The organism is Thermobacillus sp. ZCTH02-B1, from assembly GCF_002159085.1.
Taxonomy (GTDB): Bacteria; Bacillota; Bacilli; order Paenibacillales; family Paenibacillaceae; genus Thermobacillus.
Genome location: NZ_LZRU01000012.1, coordinates 54,089 through 68,546 on the forward strand (window position 1 = coordinate 54,089; position 14,458 = coordinate 68,546).

General features: G+C 64.7%; 14 protein-coding genes and 1 other annotated feature. All 14 genes read right to left on the minus strand.

What is annotated here, in order from left to right; all coding sequences use genetic code 11:
• Positions 1-275: 275 nt before the first annotated feature.
• Positions 276-3,371, minus strand: coding sequence for an isoleucine--tRNA ligase (ileS, locus tag A9Z00_RS05150; protein ID WP_296975094.1), 3,096 nt, complete (start codon positions 3,369-3,371; stop codon positions 276-278).
• A 53-nt stretch (positions 3,372-3,424) separates the two neighbouring features.
• Positions 3,425-3,721, minus strand: a binding site (T-box leader).
• A 68-nt stretch (positions 3,722-3,789) separates the two neighbouring features.
• Positions 3,790-4,293 carry a DivIVA domain-containing protein gene (locus A9Z00_RS05155; protein WP_296975095.1) on the minus strand — a complete coding sequence of 168 codons (504 nt, stop codon included), beginning with the start codon at positions 4,291-4,293 and terminating at the stop codon, positions 3,790-3,792.
• 77 nt (positions 4,294-4,370) lie between these two features.
• Entirely contained in the window at positions 4,371-5,153 is a 783-nt protein-coding gene (locus A9Z00_RS05160; RefSeq protein ID WP_296975096.1) for a YlmH family RNA-binding protein, read from the minus strand.
• Positions 5,153-5,419, minus strand: a complete 267-nt coding sequence (locus A9Z00_RS05165) for a YggT family protein (RefSeq protein ID WP_296975097.1) — start codon at positions 5,417-5,419, stop codon at positions 5,153-5,155. Before A9Z00_RS05165 ends, A9Z00_RS05160 begins: the two co-directional genes overlap by 1 nt.
• A gap of 9 nt (positions 5,420-5,428) precedes the next feature.
• Positions 5,429-5,869 (minus strand): cell division protein SepF, encoded by a 441-nt coding sequence (locus A9Z00_RS05170; protein ID WP_296975098.1) that lies wholly within the window; start codon positions 5,867-5,869, stop codon positions 5,429-5,431.
• A complete protein-coding gene (locus A9Z00_RS05175) occupies positions 5,866-6,570 on the minus strand; it encodes a YggS family pyridoxal phosphate-dependent enzyme (RefSeq protein ID WP_296975099.1) in 705 nt (234 codons plus the stop codon). Before A9Z00_RS05175 ends, A9Z00_RS05170 begins: the two co-directional genes overlap by 4 nt.
• A gap of 6 nt (positions 6,571-6,576) precedes the next feature.
• On the minus strand, positions 6,577-7,428 hold the full coding sequence (gene pgeF / locus A9Z00_RS05180) for a peptidoglycan editing factor PgeF (RefSeq protein ID WP_296975100.1): 852 nt from the start codon (positions 7,426-7,428) through the stop codon (positions 6,577-6,579).
• Between the two features lie 67 nt (positions 7,429-7,495).
• Positions 7,496-7,768, minus strand: coding sequence for a YlmC/YmxH family sporulation protein (locus A9Z00_RS05185; protein ID WP_296975101.1), 273 nt, complete (start codon positions 7,766-7,768; stop codon positions 7,496-7,498).
• Positions 7,769-7,999: 231 nt separating this feature from the next.
• Positions 8,000-8,782, minus strand: coding sequence for an RNA polymerase sporulation sigma factor SigG (gene sigG, locus A9Z00_RS05190; protein ID WP_296975102.1), 783 nt, complete (start codon positions 8,780-8,782; stop codon positions 8,000-8,002).
• Between the two features lie 129 nt (positions 8,783-8,911).
• The gene (sigE, locus tag A9Z00_RS05195; RefSeq protein ID WP_296975103.1) at positions 8,912-9,634 is read right to left on the minus strand and encodes an RNA polymerase sporulation sigma factor SigE; all 723 of its coding nucleotides are present in this window, start codon (positions 9,632-9,634) and stop codon (positions 8,912-8,914) included.
• Between the two features lie 38 nt (positions 9,635-9,672).
• On the minus strand, positions 9,673-10,611 hold the full coding sequence (gene spoIIGA, locus A9Z00_RS05200; RefSeq protein WP_296975104.1) for a sigma-E processing peptidase SpoIIGA: 939 nt from the start codon (positions 10,609-10,611) through the stop codon (positions 9,673-9,675).
• Positions 10,612-10,980: 369 nt separating this feature from the next.
• Positions 10,981-12,093, minus strand: a complete 1,113-nt coding sequence (gene ftsZ / locus A9Z00_RS05205) for a cell division protein FtsZ (protein ID WP_296975105.1) — start codon at positions 12,091-12,093, stop codon at positions 10,981-10,983.
• Between the two features lie 17 nt (positions 12,094-12,110).
• Positions 12,111-13,358 carry a cell division protein FtsA gene (gene ftsA, locus A9Z00_RS05210; protein WP_296975106.1) on the minus strand — a complete coding sequence of 416 codons (1,248 nt, stop codon included), beginning with the start codon at positions 13,356-13,358 and terminating at the stop codon, positions 12,111-12,113.
• Positions 13,359-13,611: 253 nt separating this feature from the next.
• Complete coding sequence (locus tag A9Z00_RS05215) at positions 13,612-14,370, minus strand: cell division protein FtsQ/DivIB (protein WP_296975107.1); 759 nt, start codon at positions 14,368-14,370, stop codon at positions 13,612-13,614.
• Positions 14,371-14,458: the final 88 nt, after the last annotated feature.

Below are 14,458 nucleotides of genomic sequence, written 5' to 3' on the forward strand. Positions count from 1 at the left end.
GCGCGGACCGGCCGTCCGGCTTCCCGGACGGTTCCCCGTCCGCCCTCCCGAACCGATCCGCCGCCGCCCTTGCGGTCGGTGCGTCCTCCCGGCCCGACCGTTCTTCCGTCCGTTCGTCCACGCCGTCCGCCTCCTTGCGGGCTTCGCGCGCCGGCCGCGGATTCCGCCGCGCCGCCCGCCTTCTGCTCGCAACGAAAAACGAGCCCCGGTCCGTCCCCGGCGGGACGGAGCCGCGAAGGCCCGTTATCCTCGCTTGTCTTCTATCCAGTATGTCCTCAGAGATCGATCCGGATTCCGATCGTATCGTCGCCCGCCTGCGCCGTCTCCATGCCGTCCGCGCGACCGAACGCGATCTCCCGCACGAGCACGTTCGCGCGGAACAGCTCGTCGAATTCCTCGAGCGCCGCCCGGAGTTCGGCCGGCACGTCAAGCTGCAGCCGGACCCGCGCCTCGATCGGCAGATCGAGCTTCTTGCGCATGTCCTGCACGGCGCGGATCACTTCCCGCACCCGGCCCTCGCGCTCGAGCTCGGGCGTGATGTCCGTGTTGAGCGCAACCGTGATCCCGTCACCCGATGCCGCGCGGAAGCCCGTCCTGGCGCGTTTCTCGACGAGCAGTTCGTCGAGCGGGATCCGCATCGTCTCGCCCTCCGGCGACGTCCAGTCGAGCCCGCCGTCCTCCAGCACCGCGCGGCGCGCCGCCTCCGCGGGCAGCGACCGGAGGTACGCCTGGATCGGCGCGACGTGGCGGCCGTATTTCTTGCCGGCGAGCTTCAGGTTCAGCTTCAGCTCGAACTCGACGAACCCGCTGTCGCTCTCCTCGACGACGATCCGCTTCACGTTGATCTCGTCGCGGATGATTGCCTCGTACTCCGCCAGCGGGAACGGACGGCTGAGCGACACGATCAGCTCGGAGAGCGGTTGACGCGTCTTGATGCCGGCCTCGTTGCGCACGCTGCGCGCAAGTTCGACGATCCGGCGCGTCGTCTCCATGTCGCGCTCCAGCTCCTCGTCGATCAGCGACTCGTCGGCCTGCGGATAATCCGCGAGGTGCACGCTTTCGCCGCCGCCCAGGTTCACGTAGACATCCTCCGCAACGAACGGCGTGAACGGCGCGATGAGGCGCGCGAGATCGAGCAGCACCCGGTGCAGCGTCTGATACGCCTCGATCTTGTCTTCGGTCAGCCCGCTGCCCCAGAACCGGTCGCGCGAGCGGCGGATATACCAGTTGCTCATCTCGTCGACGAACGCTTCGATCCGCTTCGCCGGATTCAGGAAATCGTACGCCTCGAGCCCCTTGTTCACGTCGCGGATCAGGCTGTTCAGCCGCGAGAGAATCCAGCGGTCCAGCCTGTTCTTCGGCCGCCGGTACGGATGATCCTCGGGCCGGAACCCGTCGATCGACGCATACAGCGCGTAGAAGGCATGCGCGTTGACGATCGTGTCGATGACCTTCGACTTCGCCTCGGCGACGATGCCGCGCGAGAACCGCTTGCTGTTCCACGGCGCGCTGTCCGCGAGCAGCGCCCAACGGGTCGCATCCGCGCCGTACGCCTCGATGAGCTCCCACGGGTCGATCACGTTGCCCTTCGACTTCGACATCTTCTGGCCGTTCTCGTCGAGGACGTGGCCGGTCGAGATGACCCGCTTGTACGGCGCCTTTCCGGTATAGAGCGTCGAGACGGCCAGCAGGCTGAAGAACCAGCCGCGCGTCTGGTCGATCCCCTCGACGATCATGTCCGCCGGGAACTGGTCCTCGAACGTCGCACGGTCGCCGAACGGATAGTGGTATTGGGCGAACGGCATCGAACCGCTGTCGAACCAGACGTCGATCACCTCGGGCGTGCGCGTCATCACGCCGCCTTCGCAATGCGGGCAGGCGAGCTTCACCTCGTCCACATACGGTTTGTGGAGATCGAGATCCTCCGGCACCGGATGAGCGGCCCGCGCGCGCAGATCCGCGATGCTCTCCGGCGCGTACTCGCCCCGGCAGCTCCCGCACACCCAGACGTTGAGCGGCGTGCCCCAGTAGCGGTTCCGGCTGATGTTCCAGTCGACCAGCTCTTCGAGGAAGTTCCCGAACCGTCCGTCGCGGAGATGGGCCGGATACCACTCGATCCCGCGGTTGTTCGCGATCATCTGATCCTTGACGGCCGTCGTCCGGATGAACCAGCTCTCCGTCGCGTAGTAGAGCAGCGGCGTCTTGCACCGCCAGCAGAACGGATAGCTGTGCTCGTAGCGCTCCTTCGCGAACAGGAGGCCGCGCTCGGCCAGCATCTTCACGATGTCGACGTCGCAGTCCTTCACGAACCGGCCGGCGAAATCGGTCACCGCGTCGACGTACCGCCCCGCGGCATCGACGACGGTGAGCATGTCGATGCCGTTCGCCTGGGCCGCCTTGTAGTCCTCCTCGCCGTGCGCCGGCGCGATGTGCACGATGCCCGTACCGCTCGAAGCGCTGACGAAATCCGCCCCGATCACGACATGCCCGTTCTTGACCGGTACATAGCGGAACGGCGGCTCGTAGGCCAGGCCGATCAGCTCCGAACCCTTCACCTTCGAGACGATCTCGTAGTCTTCCTTCATGACCGACTCGACGAGCGCTTCGGCGACGATGTAGACCTCCCCGTCCTTGCGGACGCGGACGTAGGTCAGGTCGGGATGGACGGCCAGCGCCGTGTTGGCCGGCAGCGTCCACGGCGTCGTCGTCCAGGCGAGGATCGACGCGTCCTCGTCCCTGAGCCGGAACTTGACCGTGGCGGACAGATCCTTCACGTCCTCATACCCTTGCGCCACCTCATGCGAGCTGAGCGTCGTCTGGCAGCTCGGACAGTAGGGGCTCACACGGTGGCCGCGGTAGAGCAGGCCCTTCCTGTGGATCGTCGCCAGGATGTGCCAGACGCTCTCGATGTACGAGTTGTCCAGCGTGATGTACGGATGGTCCAGATCGATCCAGTAGGCGATCGCCTCGGTCATCTCGCGCCATTGCCGCTCGTACATGAAGACGCTGTCCTTGCACTTCTTCACGAACGCCTCGACGCCGTACTTCTCGATCTCCTGCTTGCCGGAGATGCCGAGCTCCTTCTCGACGCCGAGCTCGACCGGCAGGCCGTGGGTATCCCAGCCCGCCTTGCGCACGACGCGATAGCCGGACATCGTCTTGTAGCGGCCGATGAAGTCCTTGATCACGCGGCCGAGCACGTGGCCGATGTGCGGCAAGCCGTTTGCGGTCGGCGGCCCCTCGTAGAACACGTAGTTGGGCCTTCCGGCGCGGTTTTCGATCGACCGCCTGAACGTGTTCTCACGTCTCCATTTCTCGAGAATGCGCTGTTCACGGGCCCGCGCCCGCTCCTTGACGTCTACGCGTTGCAACCTTCACCACTCCCGTCGTCTTTCGTCTGCCTTCATGAAAAAAAGCCCGCCCCGAAAGGGACGAGCTTCTGGCTCGCGTTACCACCCTCATTCCGCCCGCGCCATGCCCGCATCACCCGAAGGACGGGGCGCGCGCCGACGGCACTTCGCCGCAGACCGCGGTCTGCGCGTCCGGATAACGGCGGACGGCCGTCGCGGCTTACTGCCGTGAAGCCCCGGAAGGCTCCGCGGGTTCGGCCGCGCTTCTCGGAGAGGATTTTCGGCTGCGGATCGAACGCCGGCTTTCAGCGAACCGCCGGCTCTCTGTGGAACGACCGCTGCAGCTTACTCGTTCTCGTCAACGAATTTCAACCGCATGCAATTGTACCTGTCCTTATAAGATACGCGCGGAAACCGCAAATGTCAACCGGAAGGCCCCCTACTCCTGGCCCGTCAGCTCGCGGTTCTCGCGGGTCGCCGCAACACCTTCGAGCGCATCCCAGCCGTCCTGGTTGAGGAGCTCGAGCTGCGCCTCGACCAGCGTCCGGAAGCGGGTCCGGTAGATCGCCGCCTGCTTCTTCATCTCCTCGATCTCGAGGGCGATCTTGCGGGATTTCGCGAGCGCCTCGTTGATGATCCGGTCGGCGTTTTTCTCCGCTTCCTTGATGAGGAGCTGCGCTTCCTTCTTCGCGTTGTTCTTCACTTCATCCGCCGCTTCCTGGGCGATGATGATCGTCTTGCTCAGCGTCTCCTCGAGATTGGCGAAATGGTTCAGCTTCTCCTGCAGCGCCAGCACCTGGTTCTGCAGTTCCTTGTTCTCGCGGATGAGCGCCTCGTAGTCCTTGATCACCTGGTCAAGGAACTCGTTCACCTCATCTTCGTCGTAACCCCGCAAGCGGCGGCTGAATTCCTTGTTGTGAATATCCAGCGGCGTCAGCGGCATGTGACGCACCTCCTCCTCACATTGCGCGAACGGTAACGTACCCTTTCGACAGGTTCCGATCGAATTCCTGCACGCGCTCAGACAAATTTGCCGACTGTCACGCGCAGACGCCCGCTCCGGGTAGGGCCCTCGACCTTGAGGATTTTGAAACGGCCGAACCCCTTCAGCGAGACGACGTCGCCTTCCTCGAGCCGGGCGGAAGGATCATCCTCGATCTTCCAGTTCACCCGGCACCGGCCCGCGCGGATCGGTTCCGCAATCTTCGACCGGCTGATCCGGAACGCGTCGCTCGCCACGCCGTCCAGACGAAGGGAGGCCGCCGTGATGACCGACACTTCCAGCTCGGGCTCCACAACCCGGAGCGCCTCCAGGGGAAGGACGGCCGTGCGGACGGGCACGCGGTTCACCTGCGTCAGATTCGCCTGCAGATAGCCGGCCATCTCCGCCGTGACGAGGCAATGGCACCCGTCCTCCCGCACGTGCAGGTCGCCGATCACATCCCGCTTGATGCCGAGCCCGAGCAGGGCGCCGAGATAGTCGCCGTGGTCAAGCTGGATGAACCGGCCGCCCGATGCCTCCACCGCCAACACGACGATGCCCGCGTCCACGTCTTCCGGATCGCGGTAGGCCGGCACGATGACGGCGCGTTTCCGCTCGGCATCCGGCCAGCCGCCGTCCAGCCTCATGGCGACATCCGGCTCCCGGCCCGCGATCGAGCGCAGAATGAACTGCTGGCGCGGGTCGAGGAAGTCGGTCACGATCTCCCGGTGCCGGCCGGCCGCCCGCTCCACCCAGTCCAGCGCGCGGTCGACGAACGGCCGCTCGTCCGGGCGGAAATGGACATACAGTTCCTGTCTCATCACACGAAGAAATCGATCACCGCGATGAGGCCTCTCGCGATGAAGTGCAATGCGATCAGCGCGACGATCGGCGAGACGTCGAGCATGCCGCCGATCGGCGGGATAAGGCGTCGGAACGGCTCGAGATACGGTTCGACCAGCTTGCCGAGCATTTCGCCGACGAAGCTGTCACGGGCGTTCGGAATCCAGGACAGCAGCACATAGGCGATGATGACGAAGGAGTAAATTTCTTGAGCGATCCAGATAAATGATGCGAGCTCCGACACGAGTTCACCTCATCGCTTGTATTCGTTGTCGTCCGCCAGCATGTCCGTGATCGTGCCCTGCACTTCCACCGTGTCCGGCGTGCACAGGAAAATGTTCGGCCCGATCTTGTTGATCGACCCGTTCAGCGCATAGACGGTGCCGCTCAGGAAGTCCACGATGCGGATCGCATGGTCGGACCGGATCCGCTGCAGGTTGACGACGACGGAACGGCGGGAACGCAGATGATCCGCGATCTCCTGCGCCTCGTCGTACGAGCGCGGTTCGCTCAGCACGACGCGGACGTTCTTCTGCGCATGGATGCTGACGACATTGCCGTTCTTCAAGGTTTTGCGCGGTTCGAACACCGGCGTTTCGATCTCCTGCTCCAGATCGGAGGACGACCGGCGCTCCACGATCTCCTCTTCTTCCTGAAGTCCGAGAAAACTCATGAAACGGCTCATGACGCTCATGACACAGCCTCCTCTTTCCCCACCAGAATCGTCCCCAGCCGGAGCCAGGTCGCGCCTTCCTCGACCGCAACCTCGAAATCGTTCGACATGCCCATGGAAAGCCCGGGCGCTTCCTCCGGCAGGACGGCGGCCCGGTTCAGCTCGTCCCTGAGCTCCCTCAGCCTTCGGAACACCGGCCGCGCCTCTTCCGGGTCTTCGACATGGGGCGCCATCGTCATCAGCCCGGCGACGGCGATGCCCCGCATATCCGCCAGGGTCCGCGCAAAGCCGATCAGCTCTTCCGGCGCAAGGCCGTGTTTCGTCGCCTCGCCGGAGACGTTGACCTGGATGAAGCAGGGCACGCGGATGCCGAGCTGTTCGGCGCGCCGGTTGATCGCTTCGGCCAGCGAAGGCCTGTCCAACGAATGGATATACGCGAACCGGCCGACGACATCCTTCACCTTGTTCGTCTGCAAGGTGCCGATGAAATGCCAGGTCGGCCGCGGGTCCTCCTCCTGCAGGGCGCGAAGCTTCGGCGCGGCTTCCTGCCACCGGTTCTCGCCGAGATGGACGAGCCCGGAGCGGAGCGCTTCCCGCGCGGTCTCGATGCTGACGTATTTCGTCACGGCGACGATTTCGACATCTTCCCGCCGGCGGCCGCTGCGGGCGCAGGCTTCGCGGATGCGGCGATCCACCTCGTCCAGTCTCGCCCGGATCGACACGGCGGTTCACCTCTCACGCATGCCGATGAAGCTCGCCATTCTTCCCGTCCTGCCGCCTTCCCGGCGGTGCGAAAAGAAAAGATCCGTCCGGCAGCCGGTGCAGTAGGACGACACGGCGATGCGATCCGGCATGATTCCTGATCTTATCATAATCTGTCGGTTCATTTCTTTCAAGTTGAGCCTTGCTTTGCCATCCGCCGTCAAGCGGATCATCGTTTCGAGCCGCGCGCCGGTGTCCGCCGCGAGCGCCTCCGCCAGCGGCAGCGCCCGTTCGATGACCGGGCCGTCCACTTCGTAGCAGCACGGGCCGATCGCAGGGCCGACGGCGGCGCGGATGTCCGCCGGACGGCTGCCGAATTCCCGCTCCATCGCCTCGATCGTACGCGCGGCGATCTCGAGCACCGTCCCCCGCCAGCCGGCGTGGGCGAGCGCCACGGCGCCCTTCGACGGGTCGTGGAACAGGAGAGGCGCGCAGTCCGCGTAATACGACGCGAGCAGAATGCCCGGCTCGTCCGTCATGATCGCGTCCGTGCCGGAAATCGCCGACGCCGCGTCCCTCGCACCCCGGCCGCGGTCCGCGCGGACGACCCGGTGGATGCGGCAGCCGTGCACCTGCTCGGCGCACGTCCAGGCTTCCGGTTCCCAGCCGGCCGCCCGCGCCGCCAGATCGCGGTTGCGGAGGACGTCCTCCGGGTCGTCCCCGACGTGCAGCCCCAGGTTCAGCGACGCCCACGGCGGGCCGCTCACGCCGCCTTCCCGGCCCGTGATGCCGGCCGTAAGACCCGGCGTCTCTTCCATCCAGGCGCGCAGCAGGAACAGCGAGGGACCGGCACCCTCCATCCGAACGAACGGTTCCATCGGGTTCACCTCATGACCAGTGTACCACGGCGGAGCCGCCGCCGGAACGGGCCGCGCCGCCCGTCCGTCAATCGTTCAGCTCCGCCTCCGGCCCGCGCCCGAGCCGGACGTCGTCCAGCCGGACGAGCACGACATCCTCGCCGACCTTGACGATGCTGCGCCACGGAATGACGACGTCGACGCCGCCGCCAAACAGGCCGAAGAACCGTCCGCCCTCCGGCACGATGAGCGATTCGATCCGGCCCTGCCTGAGATCCAGCTCCAGATCGCCGACATGGCCGATCTTCCGGCCGTCCACGATGTTGATGACATCCTTCGCCTGCAGTTCGGATATCCGCAAGCCGCGCCACCACGCTCTCCCGAAAGTTCTCCCTCTACCATGATATCGCGGCGGACGGTCCGAAATGTCCATGCGGCCGAAGAAAAAACGGAGCCCGCTGCGGGGCCCGCGGCCGCACGGGAAAAACCGGACGGCAAAAACCCGGAAGATGCCGGGCCGGGACATCCCGGCCGGCACATCCGGGCGCTGCCGACATGACGGGCCGGACGCTTCCGCGCCCGGCCCGGTGGTTCAGGCTTTCACATGCTTCTGCATCTGCTGGATGGCCGATTTCTCGAGACGCGACACCTGCGCCTGCGAGATGCCGATTTCGTCCGCCACTTCCATCTGGGTCTTTCCCTCGAAAAAACGCATGGATAAAATCGTTTTCTCCCGTTCGCCGAGTTTGGTCATCGCCTCCCTGAGTGCGATCTCCTCGATCCAGGACGAATCCTTGTTCCGGTCGTCGCTGATCTGGTCCATCACGTAGATCGGGTCGCCGCCGTCGTGGAAGATCGGTTCGAACAGCGAGACCGGATCCTGGATGGCGTCCAGCGCGAACACGACGTCTTCCTTGGGCACGCCGAGCGCTTCGGATATTTCGCAGATCGTCGGCTCCCGCGAGTGCTGGTTCGTGAGCGCGTCGCGGACCTGCAGCGCCTTGTAGGCGATGTCGCGCAGGCTCCGGGACACGCGGATCGGATTGTTGTCCCGCAGGTACCGCCGGATCTCGCCGATGATCATCGGCACGGCGTAGGTCGAGAACTTCACGTTCTGGCTCAGGTCGAAATTGTCGATGGCCTTCATCAGCCCGATGCATCCGACCTGGAACAGATCGTCGACGTATTCTCCCCGGTTGTTGAACCGCTGGATGACGCTGAGCACGAGCCTCAGGTTCCCGTTCACCAGCTTCTCCCGGGCCGACATTTCTCCCCGGGTCTGCAGCGCTATGAACAACTCGCGCATCTCGGCGTTCGTGAGCACCGGAAGTTTCGAGGTATCCACACCGCAGATTTCGACTTTGTTTCGGGTCAATGCGACAACCTCCCAAGGAGAAACATTACTGTACATTATCCCCTTGGGCCCCCGTTTTATTCTGGCAGAAAATGGGCCCTTGGTCGGACTTGCCGTCCGAATCCAGGGCCCAAAGTCCCGTTTCCGGGGTCACACCATCTTGTTGAATTCCTTGCGCAGCCGCTTGATGATCCGCTTCTCCAGCCGGGATATGTACGACTGGGAAATGCCGAGCAGATCGGCGACGTCCTTCTGCGTCTTCTCCTCGCCGTCCGCGAGGCCGAACCGGAGCTCCATGATCGTCCGCTCCCGCTCCGTCAACTTGTCCAGCGCCTTCTGGAGCAGCTTCCGGTCAACCTGCTCCTCGATGTTGCGGTAAATCGTATCGCCCTCGGTGCCGAGCACGTCGGACAGCAGCAGCTCGTTGCCGTCCCAGTCGATGTTGAGCGGTTCGTCGAACGACACTTCGGTGCGGGTCTTGCTGCTGCGCCGCAGGTACATGAGGATTTCATTCTCGATGCAGCGGGAGGCATAGGTGGCGAGCTTGATCTTCTTCTCCGGATCGAACGTGTTGACCGCCTTGATGAGGCCGATCGCGCCGATCGACACGAGATCCTCGATGTGGACGCCGGTGTTCTCGAACTTGCGGGCGATGTAGACGACAAGCCGGAGATTGCGCTCGATCAGCATCGCGCGGATCGCCGCGTCTCCGGACGGCAGGCGCTTGAGCAGGTATTCCTCCTCCTCGCGGGTCAGCGGCGGCGGCAGCGCCTCGCTTCCGCCGATATAGTAGACTTCTTCCCGCTTGAGGCCCAAGAAAAACAGCACGCGATAATAGAACAGCTGCAGCATCAATTTCCACTTCACGGGCATGATCGCCGAGTCCTCCCCCGTATGCGTGTTTGGCGGATTCATCCGCCGCCGTCTTCCCCGAGCAGGGACGGATGGATGATCGCCCGGTAGGAGCCGTCGGAAGCCAGCTCGCCGCCCTCCAGGCCGACCAGCACACGGCTCGTCTCGATGATTCGGCCGTCCCGATCGATGCGCACCCGGTCGGGCTTGACGGCCAGCATGAGCTGCGCTCTGCCGCCGATGCCCCGGAACGGCACGAACCGCAGCCGCCCGCTCCAGCCGTGGCCGTCCCGTTCCAGCCGGGCCAGCAGGCGTTCCACCTCGCCGCCGCGCAGCGCCTCGATCCAGGACGCGGGCAGCTCATCCTTCCAGAGCGAGGCTTCCGCGACCATGACGGGCGTCCGGGTGAGCGGATCGTACAGCCGGTTGCCCGTATCGATCAGCCCGGTGCAGCGCGCGGTCCGGCCGGCGATCTCGACGGTCACCTCCGCGAGGCTGTCCAGCGTCCGCTCCGTGCGCCTTCGGCCTTTGAGGACGGCGCGGTAGAGGAGCAGCGCCGCGCCCGCGGCGGCGAGCACCGAGGCCATTCCGTACTGCAGTTCCATGCCGACGGCTCCGGATTCGGTCAACCACAACCTGTCCCACACGCCGCCGCGGCTCTGCAGCAGATAGTGCAGCCCGACGGCTCCTCCCGCCGCGGCAAAATTGATGCCGTAGAAGGCAATCGCGTTGCGCAAAAACCGCTGAAGCCCGCCGAAGCCGAACGCGACCAGCAGCATCGCGAGCGAAACCGCGATCTTCGCGGCCGCGTGGAACAGGATGGCGGCGCCCGGGACCGGCAGCAGCGCGGCGTATGCCGCCCCGATCGAGGCCGCCGCCGCGAGCCGCAGCCGGTCCGGCCTGAGGCCTCTCACCCACGCCGTCATCAGCAGCACCGCGCCGTCGATGACCAGATTCGAGAGGAACACGAGATCCGCGTAAACGACCAGCCTGCTCACCCTCCGGAAATTCCCGCACCCGTCGGCCGCGCGCGGGAACGCTTGGGCTTCGGCGGCGGCTTTATGTTCCAGTATAGCGGAGGCCGGTTCGGAAGTCTGTCTAAAGGCGCCGTCAGGGTTGAACTAATTTTGTCGAGGATTCCGGTCGCAACGCGGGGGGACGGTTCGAGGCGCGGGAACAAAAAAAGACCGCCTTCGCGGTCCGCTCTTCCCGCTTCGTCCGCGATCCGGGACGCTGCCCGCAAGCCCGCGTGCCGGAATTTCGGGCCCCAAGAACAGACAGGCTGCCCCGCCGCGCGGCTGATACCGCCGCATGGGACAGCCCGATGTTCGAACCATATGCCGCCTGTCTTCCGGTTGCGCCGAGGTTCATCCGCGCTCGCTGCGCGGACGATTGCGCAGGAATGCCGGAATGTCCAGCTGGTCGCCGGACGGAAGCTGGCCGAACGGCCGCAGATGCGTGCCGGTCGAACGGTCCTCGTCCTGCCCACCGGTGCGCACGGCGGACGAGCGCCGGCCCGGACTTTCCTTCGTCTCGAAACCGGTCGCGATGACCGTGACCTTGATGTCGTCCTTCATGCTCTCGTCGATGCTGGCGCCGAAGATCATGTTCACATCCGGGTCCGAAGCCGCGATGACGATTTCCGCCGCCTCGTTCACCTCATAGAGCGACAGGCTCGGTCCGCCCGTGATGTTCATGATGATGCCGCGCGCGCCGTCGATGCTCGTCTCGAGCAGCGGGCTCATGATCGCCTTGCGGGCCGCTTCGGCCGCCCGGTTCTCGCCGCTCGCCACGCCGATGCCCATCAGCGCGGAACCGCGCTCGGTCATGATCGTCTTCACGTCGGCGAAGTCGAGGTTGATGAGCCCCGGCACCGCGATCAGGTCCGAAATGCCCTGCACCGCCTGGCGCAGCACATTGTCGGCTTCGCGAAACGCCTCCAGCATCGGCGTCTTCTTGTCGACGATCTCGAGCAGCCGGTCGTTCGGAATGACGATCAGCGTGTCGACCTTCTGCTTCAGCTCCTCGATGCCCATTTCGGCCTGCATCGCGCGCTTGCGGCCTTCGAACGTGAACGGGCGGGTGACGACGCCGACGGTCAGCGCGCCCAATTCCTTCGCGATCTCGGCGATGACGGGCGCCGCGCCGGTTCCGGTGCCGCCGCCCATGCCGGCCGTCACGAACACCATGTCCGCGCCCTTGAGGCGCTCGGCGACGAGCTCGCGCGATTCTTCCGCCGCCTTCTTGCCGATTTCGGGATTGGCGCCGGCGCCGAGGCCGCGGGTCAGCTTCTCGCCGATCTGCAGCTTGTGTTCGGATTTCGATTGCTGAAGCGCCTGCGCATCCGTATTGACCGTGATGAACTCGACACCGCGCACGCCGCTCTCGATCATCCGGTTGACGGCGTTGCTGCCGCCGCCTCCCACGCCGATGACCTTGATTGACGCCAGCGGTTCCATTTCCATATCGAATTCCAACATGTGTGAGGTTCCCCCGATCAAATGAATTCGCTGAACATCCGCTTCAGCCGCTCGAAGAGTCCCGGCTTGGCCGAGGACGCCGCGGAAGCCGCCGGCTTGCGCGCCGCCGAACGCCTCGCGGAAACGCCGGGACGCGGCCGCATGTAGCGGGTGACGTACTGGATCATCCCGACGCCGTTCGTGAACGCCGGATCCCGGACGCCGATGTAATCCGGGACGGCGATCCGGACGCTCGTCTCGAGCTCCCGCTGCGCCAGCGCCAGCACGCCCGGCATCGACGCCGTGCCGCCCGTCAGCACGCAGCCGTTCACTTTGCCTTCATATCCAAGCCGGAAAATTTCCTGGCGGACGAGCTGGAAAATTTCCTGCATGCGGGGTTCGATGATGTTCGCCAGATCGACCTGGGAGAATTCCTTCTCCACATTGCTCCCCATGCGCACGACCTTGAACTTCTGGTCTTCCGCCGCGTCGCTGACCAGCGCGCAGCCGAACTTCAGCTTGATCTTTTCCGCCTGGTCGGTTTGACACCTGAGGCCGTAGGAAATGTCGTTCGTCACGTAATCGCCGCCCACCGGCAAGGTCGACGTCGCGACGAGATTGCCCTGCTCGAAAATGGCGACCGTCGTCGAACCGGCGCCGAGATCGATGAGCGCGGTGCCCATGTTCCGCTCGTCCTTCGTCAGCGCCATCATGCCCGAGGCGAGCGACATGAGGATGACGCCGGCGATTCGGAGATCCGCCTTCTCGACGCAGCGCATCAGGTTATGTATCGCCGTCTTCGCACCGGTGACAACCGTCGCTTCCACTTCCAGCCTGACGCCGATCATGCCGCGCGGATCGGTGATGCCGTCCAGTCCGTCGACCAGAAACTGCTTCGGCACCAAACCGATGATCTCGCGCTCGGGGGGCAGCGCCACGACCCTCGCCGCCTGCAGCACCCGCTCGATGTCTTCATCGCCGATCTCGCGATCCTCGTTGGATACGGCGACCACGCCGTGATTCGTCTGGAGGGCGATATGGTTGCCCTGGATTCCGACGTAGACTTCGGATATTTCAATCCCGACCATGCGCTCCGCATGATCCACCGCGTTGCGGATCGACTGCACGGTCTGGTCGATATCGACGATGGCTCCCTTGCGAATGCCTTCCGAGTCGGCAGATCCGACACCGATGATATTGATCGCGCCGTTTTGGACTTCGCCGATGATGACGCGCACCTTGGATGTCCCGATGTCCAGGCTGACGATCAGGTCGCTGCTGCTCAACCCCTGGCACCTCCGTTTCTCCGATTCGAAAATGGAATCTGAAGCGCGAATTCCCAGCGTATTCGATCAGCGGGCGCAAATCGCTTGGTCCTGTTCAAATAATTCAACGTGCCTTATATTTTCCCTCTTTTTTCTACAAAGTTTTTACGCTGGCAAATGGTGGGCCATGGCCCGTCTAGCTTGAAATCATAAGTGGAATTGTATCATTGATCTGCCTGCTTGAGTAGGGCTATTGGTCCTGTCTGCCGCAAATTTAGCCATCCCGCGCCGCTTCGCCGGAACCTTCGTCCTTCGCATAGGGCATGTAGCGGTCCGCGAGCAGCAGCGTGATGATGCCCGGCTCCTGCGTCTCGATGACGGCGCGGATCGTATCCGCTTTCTCCGCAAGCAGCGAGACGGCGGTGACGACTTCGAACCGGGTGCGCGTATAGATCCGGATCCGGTCGGGCCAGGCTTCCGAGGGATAGGGCAGAATCTCCGAGAAATCGGACAGCAGGTCGTCCGGCAGCCGGGACAGCGCGTCGACGAGCCGGAGCTTGTCCGCTTCGCGCCCGTTCCAGTCGCGCAGCACCGGCCGGTCCACGACGGAGTCCGCGCCGATCGGCCGCTCCGCGCCGTTCGACAGGATGGCCGTGATCGCGCCGTCCTCCGTCAGCCCGTAAGCGACGGCCGGGTATTCCGTCACCTCGATGTGCACCCTGCCCGGAAACGTCTTGCGCACGGCCGCGTCGGCGACCGCGTCCAGCCGCTTCACCCGTTCGGCGATCGCCTCCGCGGTCGGCCAGAAGAACGGATCGCCCGGCCCGACGCCGGCGGCTCCGAGAATTTCGCCTTCGTCCGTGAAGCGGCCGCCCGAGACGGTCACGTCCGAAATCTTGCTCAGTTCGGAGCGGAAGAACAGGACGGCGAGAAGCACGATGAACAGCAAATAGATCGCGCCGAGAAGCCGTTTTCCCGCCTTTCGCTTCGGCTTCGGCGCCGGTTCCTTCAACACGGGAATGCGTTCGGTCATGTCGTCGTCTCCCGCGAGGGACCGGGCGGGCCCGTCCATCCGCCGCCACAACGAAACCCGGCATTCCCAGCAGGGAAAGCCGGGCGGC

What these genes read in the sequence shown, in the direction of transcription:
- A9Z00_RS05155 (WP_296975095.1), bottom strand. Translation starts at nt 4,293, where the DNA reads ATGCCGCTGACGCCGCTGGATATTCACAACAAGGAATTCAGCCGCCGC.
- A9Z00_RS05160 (WP_296975096.1), bottom strand. Translation starts at nt 5,153, where the DNA reads ATGAGACAGGAACTGTATGTCCATTTCCGCCCGGACGAGCGGCCGTTC.
- A9Z00_RS05170 (WP_296975098.1), bottom strand. Translation starts at nt 5,869, where the DNA reads ATGAGCGTCATGAGCCGTTTCATGAGTTTTCTCGGACTTCAGGAAGAA.
- pgeF (WP_296975100.1), bottom strand. Translation starts at nt 7,428, where the DNA reads ATGGAACCGTTCGTTCGGATGGAGGGTGCCGGTCCCTCGCTGTTCCTG.
- sigE (WP_296975103.1), bottom strand. Translation starts at nt 9,634, where the DNA reads ATGCCCGTGAAGTGGAAATTGATGCTGCAGCTGTTCTATTATCGCGTG.
- ftsZ (WP_296975105.1), bottom strand. Translation starts at nt 12,093, where the DNA reads ATGTTGGAATTCGATATGGAAATGGAACCGCTGGCGTCAATCAAGGTC.
- A9Z00_RS05215 (WP_296975107.1), bottom strand. Translation starts at nt 14,370, where the DNA reads ATGACCGAACGCATTCCCGTGTTGAAGGAACCGGCGCCGAAGCCGAAG.